Source organism: Methylobacterium bullatum, assembly GCF_014845095.1.
Lineage (GTDB): Bacteria > Pseudomonadota > Alphaproteobacteria > Rhizobiales > Beijerinckiaceae > Methylobacterium > Methylobacterium bullatum.
Window position 1 is genome coordinate 1 of the sequence record NZ_NKUG01000220.1, and the last position, 13,265, is coordinate 13,265.

The 13,265-nt window shown below is 67.6% G+C and carries 16 protein-coding genes; 10 read left to right on the forward strand and 6 right to left on the reverse strand.

The window, feature by feature from the left end; genetic code table 11:
• Positions 1 to 568: asparagine synthase-related protein (locus MBTS_RS22225; protein WP_244973619.1), on the reverse strand; the 568-nt coding region annotated here is incomplete at its 3' end.
• Positions 569 to 1,542: 974 nt separating this feature from the next.
• Between MBTS_RS22225 and MBTS_RS23905 the strand changes: the two genes are divergently transcribed.
• The 10 genes from MBTS_RS23905 (at position 1,543) to MBTS_RS22275 (ending at position 10,661) form a co-directional block, all read left to right on the forward strand.
• Positions 1,543 to 2,493, forward strand: coding sequence for a flagellar hook-length control protein FliK (locus MBTS_RS23905; protein ID WP_238253788.1), 951 nt, complete (start codon positions 1,543 to 1,545; stop codon positions 2,491 to 2,493).
• 10 nt (positions 2,494 to 2,503) lie between these two features.
• Positions 2,504 to 3,184, forward strand: coding sequence for a flagellar hook assembly protein FlgD (locus tag MBTS_RS22235; protein ID WP_018044451.1), 681 nt, complete (start codon positions 2,504 to 2,506; stop codon positions 3,182 to 3,184).
• Positions 3,185 to 3,288: 104 nt separating this feature from the next.
• Positions 3,289 to 3,564 carry a CtrA inhibitor SciP gene (sciP, locus tag MBTS_RS22240; protein WP_018044452.1) on the forward strand — a complete coding sequence of 92 codons (276 nt, stop codon included), beginning with the start codon at positions 3,289 to 3,291 and terminating at the stop codon, positions 3,562 to 3,564.
• A gap of 307 nt (positions 3,565 to 3,871) precedes the next feature.
• Positions 3,872 to 5,431 (forward strand): flagellar basal-body MS-ring/collar protein FliF, encoded by a 1,560-nt coding sequence (gene fliF, locus MBTS_RS22245; RefSeq protein WP_244973620.1) that lies wholly within the window; start codon positions 3,872 to 3,874, stop codon positions 5,429 to 5,431.
• Between the two features lie 61 nt (positions 5,432 to 5,492).
• A complete protein-coding gene (fliG, locus tag MBTS_RS22250; RefSeq protein ID WP_018044454.1) occupies positions 5,493 to 6,542 on the forward strand; it encodes a flagellar motor switch protein FliG in 1,050 nt (349 codons plus the stop codon).
• A complete protein-coding gene (locus MBTS_RS22255) occupies positions 6,539 to 7,132 on the forward strand; it encodes a FliH/SctL family protein (protein WP_056146408.1) in 594 nt (197 codons plus the stop codon). Before fliG ends, MBTS_RS22255 begins: the two co-directional genes overlap by 4 nt.
• Positions 7,133 to 7,179: 47 nt before the next feature.
• Positions 7,180 to 7,524: a flagellar motor switch protein FliN gene (gene fliN / locus MBTS_RS22260; RefSeq protein ID WP_056146405.1), complete on the forward strand. Its 345-nt coding sequence runs from the start codon at positions 7,180 to 7,182 to the stop codon at positions 7,522 to 7,524.
• Positions 7,525 to 7,576: 52 nt separating this feature from the next.
• Positions 7,577 to 8,941, forward strand: coding sequence for a sigma-54-dependent transcriptional regulator FlbD (gene flbD / locus MBTS_RS22265; RefSeq protein WP_018044457.1), 1,365 nt, complete (start codon positions 7,577 to 7,579; stop codon positions 8,939 to 8,941).
• 117 nt (positions 8,942 to 9,058) lie between these two features.
• Positions 9,059 to 9,385 (forward strand): (2Fe-2S) ferredoxin domain-containing protein, encoded by a 327-nt coding sequence (locus tag MBTS_RS22270; protein ID WP_018044458.1) that lies wholly within the window; start codon positions 9,059 to 9,061, stop codon positions 9,383 to 9,385.
• A 196-nt stretch (positions 9,386 to 9,581) separates the two neighbouring features.
• Positions 9,582 to 10,661, forward strand: a complete 1,080-nt coding sequence (locus MBTS_RS22275) for a lysylphosphatidylglycerol synthase domain-containing protein (protein ID WP_192216501.1) — start codon at positions 9,582 to 9,584, stop codon at positions 10,659 to 10,661.
• 59 nt (positions 10,662 to 10,720) lie between these two features.
• On the opposite strand, the gene MBTS_RS22280 is transcribed toward MBTS_RS22275, so the two are convergent.
• The 5 genes from MBTS_RS22280 to MBTS_RS22300 all read right to left on the reverse strand — a co-directional run.
• The gene (locus MBTS_RS22280; RefSeq protein ID WP_238253789.1) at positions 10,721 to 11,272 is read right to left on the reverse strand and encodes a PIN domain-containing protein; all 552 of its coding nucleotides are present in this window, start codon (positions 11,270 to 11,272) and stop codon (positions 10,721 to 10,723) included.
• A gap of 41 nt (positions 11,273 to 11,313) precedes the next feature.
• Positions 11,314 to 11,649, reverse strand: coding sequence for a helix-turn-helix domain-containing protein (locus tag MBTS_RS24170; protein ID WP_238253790.1), 336 nt, complete (start codon positions 11,647 to 11,649; stop codon positions 11,314 to 11,316).
• A gap of 271 nt (positions 11,650 to 11,920) precedes the next feature.
• On the reverse strand, positions 11,921 to 12,310 hold the full coding sequence (locus MBTS_RS22290; protein ID WP_192216502.1) for a glyoxalase superfamily protein: 390 nt from the start codon (positions 12,308 to 12,310) through the stop codon (positions 11,921 to 11,923).
• Positions 12,311 to 12,323: 13 nt separating this feature from the next.
• Complete coding sequence (gene gmk, locus MBTS_RS22295) at positions 12,324 to 12,977, reverse strand: guanylate kinase (RefSeq protein ID WP_018044463.1); 654 nt, start codon at positions 12,975 to 12,977, stop codon at positions 12,324 to 12,326.
• Positions 12,978 to 12,988: 11 nt separating this feature from the next.
• On the reverse strand, positions 12,989 to 13,265 hold a 277-nt coding region (locus tag MBTS_RS22300; RefSeq protein WP_192216503.1), incomplete at its 5' end, for a DUF1732 domain-containing protein.

The following is a 13,265-nucleotide window of genomic DNA, read 5'->3' on the forward strand; positions in this document are numbered from 1 at the left end:
TCCTGCGCTTTCCCTTGGGCAGTTCGCCCAAGGGAAAGCGCAGGAAATCGAGCTGCTCGGCCGTGGTGGCGTAGAGGAAGTAGCTCTGGTCACGGGCCGGATCGAGGGCGCGATAGAGGCCGCGCCCGCCGGCTTCGAGGGGGCGACTGGCCACGTAATGGCCGGTGGCCAGCACGTCGGCATCGAGGTCGCGGGCGGTGGCGAGGAGGTCGCGGAACTTGATCGACCGGTTGCACTCCACGCAGGGGATCGGCGTCTCACCGGCGAGATAGCTCTCGGCGAAACGGTCGATCACCGATTCCCGGAAGCGGTCCTCGTAATCGAGGACGTAATGCGGGATGCCGAGCGTCTCGGCGACGCGGCGCGCATCGTGGATGTCCTGACCGGCGCAGCAGGCGCCTTTGCGATGGACCGCCGCGCCATGGTCGTAGAGCTGCAGCGTGATCCCGACGACGTCGTAGCCCTGCTGGCTGAGCAGCCCGGCCACCACGGAGGAATCCACGCCGCCGGACATGGCGACGACGACGCGCGTCTCGTGCGGGGCCTTGGGAAGGTCGAGGGAGTTCATCACGTCACGGGTTCGCCGGCAGGCCGCAGCGCCCGCACATGCGGAGTCTATAGCGATCCTGAGGTGGAACTTCCAGGCAGGCCGGGAGCAGGTCTCGCATGCCGACGCGCCGGACCCGGCAAATCCTGCCTGGACAGGGACGATTTCGCCGGGTCGCGGAGGATCGGTTTGCGAGCGACGAAAATTTTTCCTATCGAAACAATGGGTTGTCGGGTGCGATGCGTGGCTCGAAGTTTGCGCGGTGGGGGGCGAGGAGACTACGCCGAATGGCCACCACGTCGATCAACCGAGACCAGGCCTCGCGGTTCGCGAGCGCGGTCGCCCCGCGTTCCGCCCCGATTCCTGCCACCGATGCGGCGGGCTTCGAACGTTTCAGCATCCCCGCAGGCGAGTCGCATCCGGCGCCGGCCTCACGCAGGGCCTTGGAGCCGAAGACGGCCACCCGCGAGCGTGATGCGGCCAAGACCGGCGTCGCGACGTCGGTGGCTTCGCCGACCGCGGAACCGTCCTCGCCGCGGCCGAAGGGCGATGCCGCACGGCCGGGGGCGCTTTCGCAGCGGAGCGCTTATCGCGGGCCGGTCCAGGTCGATGCCGGAGGCGTGGGCGCGGCCGAAGCGGCGCTGCGGGAACAGGATCCGGTTTCAGGGCAGATAGAAGATTTGGCCGAGACACGGCCGCTGCGAGCCCGAAGGGACGAGGATCAGGCTACGCCGCCCAACGAGGCCGGTCTCGGAGGTTCGCCGGTGCAGCGTGACGCTTCGGCGGCGAAGGGCACGAACATGCAGCCCACCCTGCCGCAACAGGGGGGAGATCCATCGAGCATGGCGGCGTCGGGCTTCCCGCAGCCAGCCGGCAAGGCAGGCTTGCCGATGACCGGCGGCGCCGGACCATTGTCCGCCTCTTCCGTGCAGGCAGGACATGAGACCCCTCAATCCGCCGCCCCGCCTCAGGCTGGGAATGCCTTGCCGCCCTCGATGGCTGGACAGAGTGCGATACCCGTTCCGGTTCAGGCGATCGCGTCTGCGGCCATCGCCGCCGAGGCGGTCACGGCGACCGAAGAGCGGAACGACGATGGGGAGGTTCCGGCGGACGGCGCGGTTGCGGACCCCACCGCGACGGCAATGTCCGCCCTCGCCCCGCCCGAACTCCTCGCGCCTCCACCACCGGCCAACGCTCCCGCGATGGCGGTTCAGGCCGGTGCCGCCTCGTCTCCGAAACCGAGCGCAATCGTTGCACCCGGCGCGGGCGGCGCGCAAGCTGCCGCCGGTCGTCCGGTCGCCGTACCCGTATCCGGCACCGATCGCCCGGCCTCCTCCGAGCGCGAGACCTCGTCGGCCAAGGCTTTCGACGAGCTAGCCCCCGGTTCGACCGTGGCCGCCGACGATCTCGCTTCGGCTCCTACGGCGACGTTCAGCCCTGTGCCGGCAGCCCACATTCCCGCACCGGCGCCCGACCCCGCCGGCGCCTTCCCCCAGGCCCAGGCGGCGCCGGTGCCCCTCGGCGCGGTGCCGATGACCATCGGGCTCCGTTCGCTGGCCGGGTCGAACCGTTTCGAGATCAGCCTCGATCCGAAGGATCTCGGGCGAATCGACGTGAATCTCGATATCGACAAGGACAGCGGCACGGTCACCGCACATCTCACGGTCGACCGGCCGGAGACCCTGGCCCTGCTCCAGCGCGATGTCGGCAACCTGCAACAAGCTCTGTCGCAGGCCGGCTTCGATGCGGGTGAGGCCGCCATCAACCTGTCCCTGCGCAGCGACACCGGCTCCGATGGGGGCAACGGCGCCGAGCGGGATGGCGGGGGCGGCCGGGATGGCCGCTCCGGCACGCCCGGTTCCGACCTGAAGGACCCGCGCCTTTCCAACGACGTCGTGCCGCTGCGTATGCTGCGCGGCCTCGGCGGCATCGACATCCGAATCTGAGGAGACCGCCATGACAGCCGGCATCACCGGAGCTTCGAGCAGCTCCTCCATCACGAACCCGAGCACGGCCACCGGCGCTTCCCAGGAGATCGCCGGCAATTTCCAGCAGTTCCTGACCCTGCTGACGACGCAGCTCAAGAACCAGAACCCGATGGACCCCCTGGACACCAACCAGTTCACGCAGCAGCTTGTGCAATATGCCGGGGTCGAGCAGCAGCTGAAGTCGAACGACCGCCTCGATTCCATCCTCAACAACGCGAAGGCATCGAGCGCCGCCGCCGCCACGGGCTTCATCGGCCAGAGCGTGACGGCGGACGGTCGGGTCGCCAACCTGAAGGACGGCTCGGCCGTCTGGACCCTGACGCCCGCGCGTGCCGCAAAGCAGGCGACGATGACGATCAGCGATGCCAAGGGCAACGTGGTGGCCACACAGACGAAGGCCCTGACCGCCGGGGCGCAGACCTTCGCCTGGGACGGACGATCCACCTCCGGCTTCACCTCTGCCAACGGCAGCTACTCGATTAAGATCGATGCCTTCGACGCCACTGGTGCACAGGTTAGCGTCGACACGCAGGTCGCCGGAAAAGTCGACGGCGTCGATCTCAGCGGCAGCGAGCCGGTGCTGCTGATCGGCAAATCGCGGCTGCCGATATCGGGCGTGCAGAACATCGGATCCGGGTTGTCCACATGATCCTGGAAAAAACGAATCAGATGCAATCGATCCGCTTCAACATATCTTAAGCGGGCGCAAGTAGCTTCCAACCTCGACAGGTCAGTCGAGTTGTAGAGCGTATCATGACCGAACCAAGCCGCCCGAGAGTCAAATACGTCATCGGGCCAGATGGAAGCCCGCTGACGATCGCGGATCTTCCGCCGACCACGACCAGACGATGGGTCATCCGCCGCAAGGCCGAAGTCGTCGCAGCCGTCCGCGGCGGTCTTCTCAGCCTTGAGGAAGCCTGCCAGCGTTATACCCTTACCACCGAGGAATTCCTGAGCTGGCAGTTCTCCATCGACCAGCATGGCCTGGCCGGATTGCGGACCACCCGTATTCAGCACTACCGCCATTGAGATCGAGGAGGGTCGGCATCCGGGCCGGGTTCCGGAAGTCCCCTTCGAGCAACGATCTCCTTGAAAAAGAACCGCGCCCTCCACGGGGCGCGGTTCTTTCCGTTTCGGGGTCGGCTCGAAACGGACGAACGCCGACCATCCTTTTTTCCTGGGTTAAGGAAATCGTTAACCGGACGCTAACCACGACCTGGGCAAATTTTGCCGAGCGAGCGCGGCCCTTCCGCCGCTCCGGTTCGGGTGGGTACGTCGCGTCGTGAAGTCCGTTCTCGAAGTGGTGACGAAGTTGGGACCGGCGCGGCTCGCGGCCATGGCGGCCGTGACCCTGACGTTGATCGGCTTCTTCGCCTTCGTGATCCTTCGCGTGTCGAAGCCCGATATGGGCGTCCTCTTCGCCGACCTGTCGATGCAGGATTCGGGGGCTGTCATCCGGGACCTCGATGCGCGCGGCATCAAGTACGAGACGCGCGGCGATGCGGGCCAGACCATCATGGCGCCTCGCGCCGACCTGCCCCGCCTGCGGATGGACCTCGCCGGCAAGGGCCTGCCCAGCGCCTCGGGCGTCGGCTACGAGATCTTCGACAAGGGCGATGCGTTCTCGTCCACCAACTTCGTCCAGAACGTCAATCACCTGCGCGCCCTGGAGGGGGAACTCGCGCGCTCCATCCGGGCCATTGGGCGGGTCCAGGCCGCGCGCGTCCACCTCGTCATTCCGGAGCGCCGCCTGTTCGAGCGCGACCGCGAGTTGCCCAGCGCCGCCATCGTGCTCAAGCTCGTCGGTGACATGGACCCCTCCCAGGTTCGCGCCATCCGCCATCTCGCCGCCTCCGCGGTGGAGGGCCTGAAGCCGGAGCGGATCTCCATCGTCGACGAGCGTGGCCGCCTGCTGGCGGACGGGGCTCGGGGTGCGGAGGCCGAGACCGGCGCCGGCATGGAGGAGAAGCAGGTCGGTCTCGAGCGCCGCCTGCGGTCCCAGATCGAGGAGATCGTGGCCGGCATCGTCGGCGCGGGCCGCTCGCGGGTGCAGGTCACGGCGGAACTCGACCGGAACCGCATCGAGAGCCGTTCGGAGACCTTCGATCCGGAGAGCAAGGTCGTGCGCTCGACGCAGACCCGCAGCGAAAGCGCGCTCACGGGGGGCAACGAGGGCGCCGTGACCGTCGGAAACGAATTGCCGGGCGCCAACCAGCCGAACCCGAACCCCAATTCGAAGGATTCCTCGAAGAAGGACGAGGAGACCACGAATTACGAGATCTCCCGCGTCACCAAGACGGTGGTCGAGGAAGGCGGACGTCTGAAGCGCCTGTCGGTGGCGGTCCTCGTCGACGGCGCCTACGTCCCGGGAGCGGATGGCCGCCCCGTCTATCAGCCGCGCCCGGCCAACGACATCGAGCGGATCGCCACCCTGGTTCGCACCGCCATCGGCTTCGACAAGGATCGTGGCGATCAGGTCGAAGTGGTCAACCTGCGTTTCGCCGAGACGCCCGCGCCCGTCGAGTTCACCGAGCCTTCGCTGATCCAGTCGCTCATGGCTCCGTCGAAGGAGGACGTGATGCGCATGGTCGAACTGTCGGTGCTTCTCCTCCTGACGGTGATCGTTCTCCTCGCCGTGGTCCGTCCCCTCGTGCGCCGCATCCTCACCGCCGAACCGACCCAGGCCATTCTGGTCTCGGGACCGGCACTGGCCGGTGGCGATCCCGGCGCCGATCAGATGCTTCCGGCTCGCGACAACCCCACGGCCCGCCTCGTCGACTTCGCGCAGTTGAACGGCAAGGTGCAGGCGGAGACCGTCCAGCGGGTGGTGGACATGGTCCGAGGCAGCCCGAGCGAGACGGTGGAGGTCCTGCGCAACTGGATCCACGACAGTTGAGCGGGACGGCGACGGCATTCGAAACGGTAGCGGCAACGGCAACGGCGAAGAGGAGTGAGGCATGGCCTCGGGGTTGAGCGTCATCGCGGATCAGGATCTCGGCAAGGCGGGCTTGAGCGCCATGACCGGCGCCCAGCGCGCGGCTGCGCTTCTCCTGCTCCTCGGCGAGACGGAGGGCGCGCCGATCTGGCAGATGCTGGACGAGGAAGAGGTCAAGATGGTCTCCCACGCCATGGTCCAGCTCGGATCGCTGGAGGCGGAGACCGTCGAGAGGCTGATCGTGGACTTCGTCTCGCGGCTCTCCTCGGGCGGCGGCATCACCTCGAACTACGAGCGCACCGAATCGCTGCTTCTCAAGATATTTCCCACCGAGCAGGTCTCGGCGATCATGGCGGAGATCAAGGGCGCTTCGGGCAAGCGGGTCTGGGCGAGCCTGACGCAGATCGACCCGGAGATCCTCGCCTCGTTCCTGCGCAACGAGTATCCGCAGACGGTCTCGGTGGTGCTGTCGAAGGTGCGCCCCGACTATGCGGCGAAGGTCCTGACGATCCTGCCCGAGGACTTCGCCATCGACGTCCTCAACCGCATGCTGCGGATGGAGACGGTGCAGAAGGAGGCCCTGCGCCACATCGAAGAGACCCTGCGCGTGGAGTTCGTCTCCACCATCGCGCAGACTACGCGGCGTGACGCCCACGAACTGATGGCGGACGTGTTCAATGCGTTCGACCGCCAGACCGAAGGCCGCTTCCTCGCGGCCCTGGACCAGGCCAATCGCGGCTCGGCCAAGAAGATCCGCCAGCTCATGTTCACCTTCGAGGACCTGCTGAAGCTCGATGCGGGCAGTGTGCAGACGCTGCTGCGTAAGGTCGACAACGACACCCTGTGCCGCGCCCTCAAGGGCGCCGACGAACGGGTGCGCAACTTCTTCCTCAAGAACATGTCCACCCGCGCGGCCAAGAACATCACCGACGAGATGGGCTCGCTCGGCCCGATCCGCCTCAAGGACGTCGACGAGGCGCAGGCCAAGATGACCGAGCTCGCCAAGGAACTGGCCGAGAAGGGCGAGATCATGATCGCCAAGTCCAGCGGCGAAGAGGAACTGGTCTATTGAACGCCCGCCGGTTCCTCTTCGACACCGATTTCCGGCCGCGCGAAGGCGCGACCGTCCCGCCCAAGGAGGCGGCGGCCCTGGCCGAGGCCGTGGCGCAGGCCCATGCCCGCGGCGTCCAGGAAGGGCGCGCCCAGGCCGAGGCCCAGGCCCAGGCCCGCATGGCCGATGCCCTCACCCGCGTCGGCCTCGCCGCGGCCGGCCTCATCGGTCAGGCGGACGCGCGGGATGCGGCGCGCGAGGAGGAGGCCCTGGCCTTCGCCGTCTCCCTGGCGCGACGCATCGCCGGCGATGCCCTCGACACCCAGCCGCTCGCGGCCATCGGCGACGCGGCCCGCACGGCCCTGCAGCACCTGCGCGGCGTGCCGCATCTGGTGGTGCGCGTGAACGACAGGCTGGTGGACGAGGCCGAGGCGCTGGTGAAGAGCCTCGCCCGCGAGCGCGGCTTCGAGGGTCGTCTCATCGTCCTCGGCGAGCCCGACCTCGCCCCCGGCGATGCCCGGATGGAATGGGCCGATGGCGGGGTCGTGCGCGACCGCGCCCGTATCGAGGCCGCCGTGCTCGAAGCCATCGGCCACCCTCTCGACTCCTGATCCGTCGCCGCTCGACCCCGCAACGCCTTCGATTTTGAAAGCCCGTGATGTCCGACAATTTCAGCCTGCCGCAGCTCAATGGCATCGACTCGTCCTTCGACGGGCTCGGCTCCGAATCGATCCGCGAGGCGCCCACGACCCCCAAGAGCGCCTCCGACCTCGAACAGGTCTTCGACGTCCCCGTGGTGGTCTCGGCCGTGCTCGGCTCGTCGCGCATGCCCATCGGCGACCTGCTGCGGCTGCAGGCGGGCGCGGTGCTGGAACTCGACCGGAAGGTCGGCGAGGCGATCGACATCTTCGTCAACAACCGCCTCGTCGCCCGCGGCGAGGTCGTCCTCGTCGAGGAGCGCCTCGGGGTGACGATGACCGAGATCATCAAGAGCGACCACTGATCCCGCCCGCCGCGCTGCTGCGCGAGGCTCCACCGACACAGGATACTAGACCATGCGGCTCCTCATCATCGGACGCTTGAGCGGCGAACTCGTCACCGCCTCCAAGATCGCCATGAACCGCGGCGCGGCCGTGACCCATGCGGACGGGGTGCCGCAGGGCCTCGCCGTGCTGCGCGCCAAGGGCGCCGACCTCGTCATGATCGATGTGGGCCAGCCGATCCGCGAACTCGTGACCGCGCTTTCCGACGAGCGCATCCGCACCCCGGTGGTCGCCTGCGGCGTCGCCACCGATGCCAAGGCGGCGGTGGCCGCGATCCAGGCCGGCGCCCGCGAGTACATCCCCCTGCCGCCCGATCCCGAACTGATCGCCGCCGTGCTGCAGGCGGTCTCCGAGGACGGGCGCGCCTTCGTCTGGCGCGACGCCTCCATGGAGCGGGTGGTGAAGCTCGCCGAGCAGGTGGCGCGGTCGGAGGCCTCGGTGCTGATCACCGGCGAGAGCGGCACCGGCAAGGAGGTGCTGGCCCGCCACGTCCATGTGAAGTCCACCCGCTCGAGCCGGCCCTTCGTCTCGGTCAACTGCGCCGCGATCCCGGAAGCTTTGCTCGAATCCGAACTGTTCGGCCACGAGAAGGGGGCCTTCACCGGCGCCGTCGCCCGCCGGATCGGCCGGTTCGAAGAGGCCAATGGCGGCACGCTGCTCCTCGACGAAATCTCCGAGATGGATGTCCGCCTCCAGTCGAAGCTGCTGCGCGCCCTGCAGGAACGGGTGATCGACCGGGTCGGCGGCACCGCTCCCGTGAAGGTCGACATCCGGGTGCTCGCCACCTCCAACCGCAATCTCATCGACGAGGTCCGCAAGGGCACCTTCCGCGAGGATCTGTTCTACCGCCTCAACGTGGTGCACCTGCGCCTGCCGCCGCTGCGCGAGCGCCCGGCCGACATCCTCGAACTCGCCACCCATTTCGCCAAGAAATACGCCGAGGTGAACGGCGTTCCGGTCCGGTCCTTGAGCCGCGAGGCGCAGGCCATCATCCGCGAGAATCCGTGGCGCGGGAACGTGCGCGAACTCGAGAACACCCTCCACAGGGCGGTCCTGCTGGCGACGGGAGCGGAGATCGACGCCGACGCGATCTCCACCCCGGAGGGCGAATCCTTCGCCCGCTCCGCCGGGCCGGTGGAGCGCGCCGCCCAGGTGGCCGAGGCCGCCACCCGCGGTCTCGTGGGACGGACGGTGGCTCAGGTGGAATGCGAGCTGATCCTCGACACGCTCGACCATTGCCTCGGCAACCGCACCCATGCAGCCAAGATCCTCGGTATCTCGATCCGGACCCTACGCAACAAGCTCAACGAATATGTCGATGCCGGCATCAGCGTCGCCGAGCCCGGCAGCGTCCGGGCGGTGGCGGCCTACGGCTGAGGGGCACGGGCCGGCGGGGCATCACGCCCCGTTGCCGCCCCTCCCCCCTTTGACTTAGGTGTGGCCCGGATGGCGTCCCGGTCCCCGGCTCGCCGGACACGGAACGGGCACCCGGATTTGGCAAAACACGAGAAGGACACGACCGTTCGCACGGCGAAGTCCGGCTATTCGGACATCGTCCTGGTCTGCGCGAAATGCACCAAGCGTGTCGGCCTGAAGAAGGACGAGATCCGGGGGCGACTCAAGCGGGAGGTGAAAAGGCGCGGCCTCGGCGGGATGACCCGCGTGGTGTCCACGGGCTGCCTCGGCCCCTGCCCGAAGCGGTTCGTGGCGGTGGCGACCTCCTTCAGCCTGTCGCGCAACCGCATCGTCCTGATCGACCCGGAGGGCAATGCCGAGCAGGCCCTCGACACGGTCTATCCGCCCGCCCGCCGGTCCGAGTGAGGCGGTCTCCGATTTCAGCCCCAATGCCACGATAGGATCGGTCCGAGTTCGATTGTGCGTGACAGGCGGAGCGCCGGATGCGCTGTCCCTTCGATGTGTCGCAGATCGTCATCGCAGAACCGGGGTCCATGTCTGCGAAACCCGCATTGAGAGGATCGTCTCCGTTGGCGCTCGTCCATTTCAGAAGTCCGGCCCTTTGACCCGCCGCGTCGTGGCGCCTCCGCCCGCCCGAGCGGGCCTCGGAAGACAGGCCCTGCGCTACCTGCCCGTCCTGGGGACGGTGCTGGGCCTCGGCCTCGCGATCTGGCTGGTGGCGACCCACGATCTCGCCTCGGTGACGGATGCCTTCGGACGGATCGGAATCGTCGGGCTCGCCGGCATCGTGCTGATGCGCGTCGCCGTCTTGTCCCTCTGCGGCTTCGCCTGGGAGCGGGTGCTGCACCGGCTCTCCACCACCGCCGAGGCGGGTGCCTTCCTCATCCTCCGCTTCGTGCGTGACGGTATCAACGTGCTCCTCCCGGTGGCCTCCGTCGGGGGCGACGTCGTCGGTGGGCGCCTCCTCACTTTCTGGGGCGTGCCGGGCACGTTCGCTGCGGCCTCGATCCTGGTGGACATGCTGATCCAGGTCGGTACGCAGGCCCTGTTCGTGCTCATCGGCGTCGCGCTACTGATGCAGATGGAAGGCGAGTCCGCCGCGTCCCTCGCGGCCTGGGCCCTGCGGGCGCTCGGCGTCACCGCCATCGTGCTCACCGCCTTCTTCCTGTTCCAGCGCAGCCCGCTCATGCGCGGCGTCGAGCGCCGCGTCGCCGAACTCGGCCGGCGCTTCCTGCGCGACCAGGACGAGGCGGCGGCGGACTCGGCGACCGGCGACGCGGGTGTGCATGGCGCCCTCGATACGGTCTGGGCTCCGAAGCGCTGGCCCCTGCTGTTCCAGGGCATCGTCCTCCACCTCCTCGCCTGGATGCTCGGCGCCGTGGAGATCTGGATCGCGCTGACCTGCATGGGCGTGGAGGGCGTGGGCCTCGCCGAAGTCGTCATCATCGAGGCCCTGAGCCAGGCCATCAAATCGGCGGCCTTCCCGGTGCCGAGCGGATTAGGGGTTCAGGAAGGCGGGTTCGTCCTCGTGGGCGGCCTGTTCGGCATCGATCCCGGCACCGCCATCGCCCTGTCGCTGGCCAAGCGCGTACCGGACCTGGTGCTCGGCCTGCCCTCCCTGATCCTGTGGCAGACCCTCGAGGCCCGCCGGGCGACGGTGATGGCTCCTCCGCGGGGGTAGGTCGTCGTCGCGCCGAGAGGCCGGCGATTTGGTCCCGTCTAGAAGCCGGGGCTTACCGTCTACAGGGACGCTTCATGCGAGCGGAGAACATCGACGGTCGAGGTCAGTCCGACAGCCTCCATATCGAGAAGCAACTGCCCTGCGTTCTTCCCTGGTCGGCGCAGACGCAGGCGAAGCTGCCGCACGGCATCGACCGCCTTGCCCTCATCGAGAGCGATGGTGTCGGCGATGAAGGCGTCGGCCGTTCGCGCTTCGAGATTCAACGGACCGAGAACCGACGCCGGACAATGCTTGATGTTGTCCGTGACGATGGTCGCTGCCTGGGTTTTCAGGGCCGCCGCGAAGACATGGGCATCCCCCGCGTCCGGCAGCCCTTCGCAGGCACCGAGAAAGCGGGTGAAGTCGGAGACCATCGCATCGTCGAAGGCGGTTTCCATGCAGAGCCGCGCCCGGCGAGCCCGCTCCTCGCTATCGGCGACACTCCTCTTCGCCAGGATGTCCGAAATCGCGCGTTCGGTCTCATCCAGAATCGGTATCGACCACCGCAGGCGAAAGAATTCTCGTTCCGCTGGGGTCAGAAGCAGGTTTCGCTTGAGGGCACCCGCGAGCACGCAGGCATCACGAGCGCGGTGAAGCGGTTGGCGAACACCGCCTACAGGAACTCGCCATCGAGGGCGGCGAGGTCCGAGAGCGCCTGGCTCCGGGTTCCATCCCGGACATCCTTGTACGCGAACAGGTCTTCGGCCTTGATCCTGCGATGGCGCCCGACCGTGATGTGAGCGATCTCGCCACGCTCCAGAAGCGATACGAGATAGGGGCGCGACACGTTGAGGATATCTGCAGCCTGCTGCGTCGTGAGCATCTGGGGCACCGGAACAAGCGTCACCGCGTCGCCCCGGCCGATATGGCGGAGGAGATCGATCAGAAGGTTCGAGATGGCCGGAGTGAGCGTGATCTCAGCAGATTCCTTGCGAGCGTCGTCGAACACGCGCAGTTTCGTCTGCTCGGACGATTAAGTGGCCAGGAGGCGGCGCAGGGTGTTGGCGGTCTTGCGCTCGCCGTCCGACGGAAGCCGGCCGCCGAGGCCCTGAGCGGAGGCGGGCAGTGTCATCGTGAGCCGACTCCCTTGGATCGTTCCTGCGATATATCTGCAACAAACGAACCAGCGCAAAAAGCGAAATGCCGTCCGTCGTGGCGCGTTCGCGATGACGCCCGGGCGATACAGGACGAGATCGCCGTTATCGAGCCGCGCCTCCGCCCTACGGCTCGGGCTTGACCTCGCAGAAACGCAGGGTGTTGCCGAAAGGGTCGGTCACCGTCATCACCAGCCCCCAGGGCAGGCTTTCTATGCTCGGCTTGGCATGGACATAGTTTCGGGCGGTGAGTTCCGCCTGGAAGACGTAAATGCCCGCCATGCGCACGAAGGTCGTGGAGCCCGGCGTCGCATCGCCGTGATGGCCGCTGAGATGCAGGACGAGGCCGGCGCGCGAGACCTGGGCGTAGAGCGGAAAGTCGTCGCCGAAGCGATGCTCCCAATCGAGGCTGAAGCCGAGGAAGTCGACATAGAACTCGCGCGCCTTCGCTTCGTCGAAGATGCGCAGGACCGGGCAGGTCTGGTCGAAGCGGATGGTCCGGTCGGGTGTCGACATCGGGCTCGGCTTCTCAGGCGATCCTGTCGGGCTCGGCCAGAAGCCCGTCGACGAAATCCGACAGGCCGGTGTTGCGGACGCGCTTGAGGCGCTCGGCGACGAGGATGCCCTGGAGCTTGGCGAAGGCGTCGTTCAGGTCGTCGTTGACGAGGACGTAATCGTACTCGTTCCAGCGCTGGATCTCGACGCGGGAATTGGCGAGGCGCTTTTCGATGGTCTCGGGCGAATCCTCGGCCCGGCGTTCGAGGCGGTGGCGCAACTCGGCGAGGCTCGGTGGCAGGATGAACACCGTCACCACGTCCTCGGCGAGCTTCGCCCGCACCTGCCGCGTGCCCTGGTAGTCGATGTCGAAGATCATGTCCCGGCCTGCACCGAGCACCTTCTCCACCGGGCGGCGCGGCGTGCCGTAGAAATTGCCGTGGACTTCCGCCCATTCGAGGAGGTTGTCGGCGCCGCGCAGGGCGTCGAACGCCTCGCGGTCGATGAAATTGTAGTGCTTGCCGTCGATCTCGGAGGGCCGGCGCTGTCGCGTCGTCACCGAGATCGAGAGGTCGAGCCCCCACTTCGGGTCGCTGGCGACCGCGCGCGTCAGCGTGGTCTTCCCCGCTCCCGAGGGCGAGGACAGGATGAGGATGAACCCGCGCCGCCCGATCGTCGTGGCCTGCATGTCCGAAAAACCTACTCGACGTTCTGAACCTGCTCGCGGAATTGCTCCACCACGGCCTTCAAGTCGAGTCCGATCCGCGACAACGCGATGTCTCCGGCCTTCGCACAGAGGGTATTCGCCTCGCGGCCGAGCTCCTGGGCCAGGAAATCGAGCTTGCGGCCGATGGCGCCGCCCTTGGCCAGCAACTCGCCGACGCTGTCGAGATGGGCGCTCAAGCGGTCGAGCTCCTCGCGCACGTCGGCTTTCGCGGCGATGAGGACGGCCTCCTGGTGCAGGCGGTCGGGATCG

Coding starts and splice junctions, on each gene's coding strand:
- MBTS_RS23905 (WP_238253788.1), top strand. CDS start 1,543: ATGGCTGGACAGAGTGCGATACCCGTTCCGGTTCAGGCGATCGCGTCT.
- MBTS_RS22235 (WP_018044451.1), top strand. CDS start 2,504: ATGACAGCCGGCATCACCGGAGCTTCGAGCAGCTCCTCCATCACGAAC.
- sciP (WP_018044452.1), top strand. CDS start 3,289: ATGACCGAACCAAGCCGCCCGAGAGTCAAATACGTCATCGGGCCAGAT.
- fliF (WP_244973620.1), top strand. CDS start 3,872: ATGGCGGCCGTGACCCTGACGTTGATCGGCTTCTTCGCCTTCGTGATC.
- fliG (WP_018044454.1), top strand. CDS start 5,493: ATGGCCTCGGGGTTGAGCGTCATCGCGGATCAGGATCTCGGCAAGGCG.
- fliN (WP_056146405.1), top strand. CDS start 7,180: ATGTCCGACAATTTCAGCCTGCCGCAGCTCAATGGCATCGACTCGTCC.
- flbD (WP_018044457.1), top strand. CDS start 7,577: ATGCGGCTCCTCATCATCGGACGCTTGAGCGGCGAACTCGTCACCGCC.
- MBTS_RS22290 (WP_192216502.1), bottom strand. CDS start 12,310: ATGTCGACACCCGACCGGACCATCCGCTTCGACCAGACCTGCCCGGTC.
- gmk (WP_018044463.1), bottom strand. CDS start 12,977: ATGCAGGCCACGACGATCGGGCGGCGCGGGTTCATCCTCATCCTGTCC.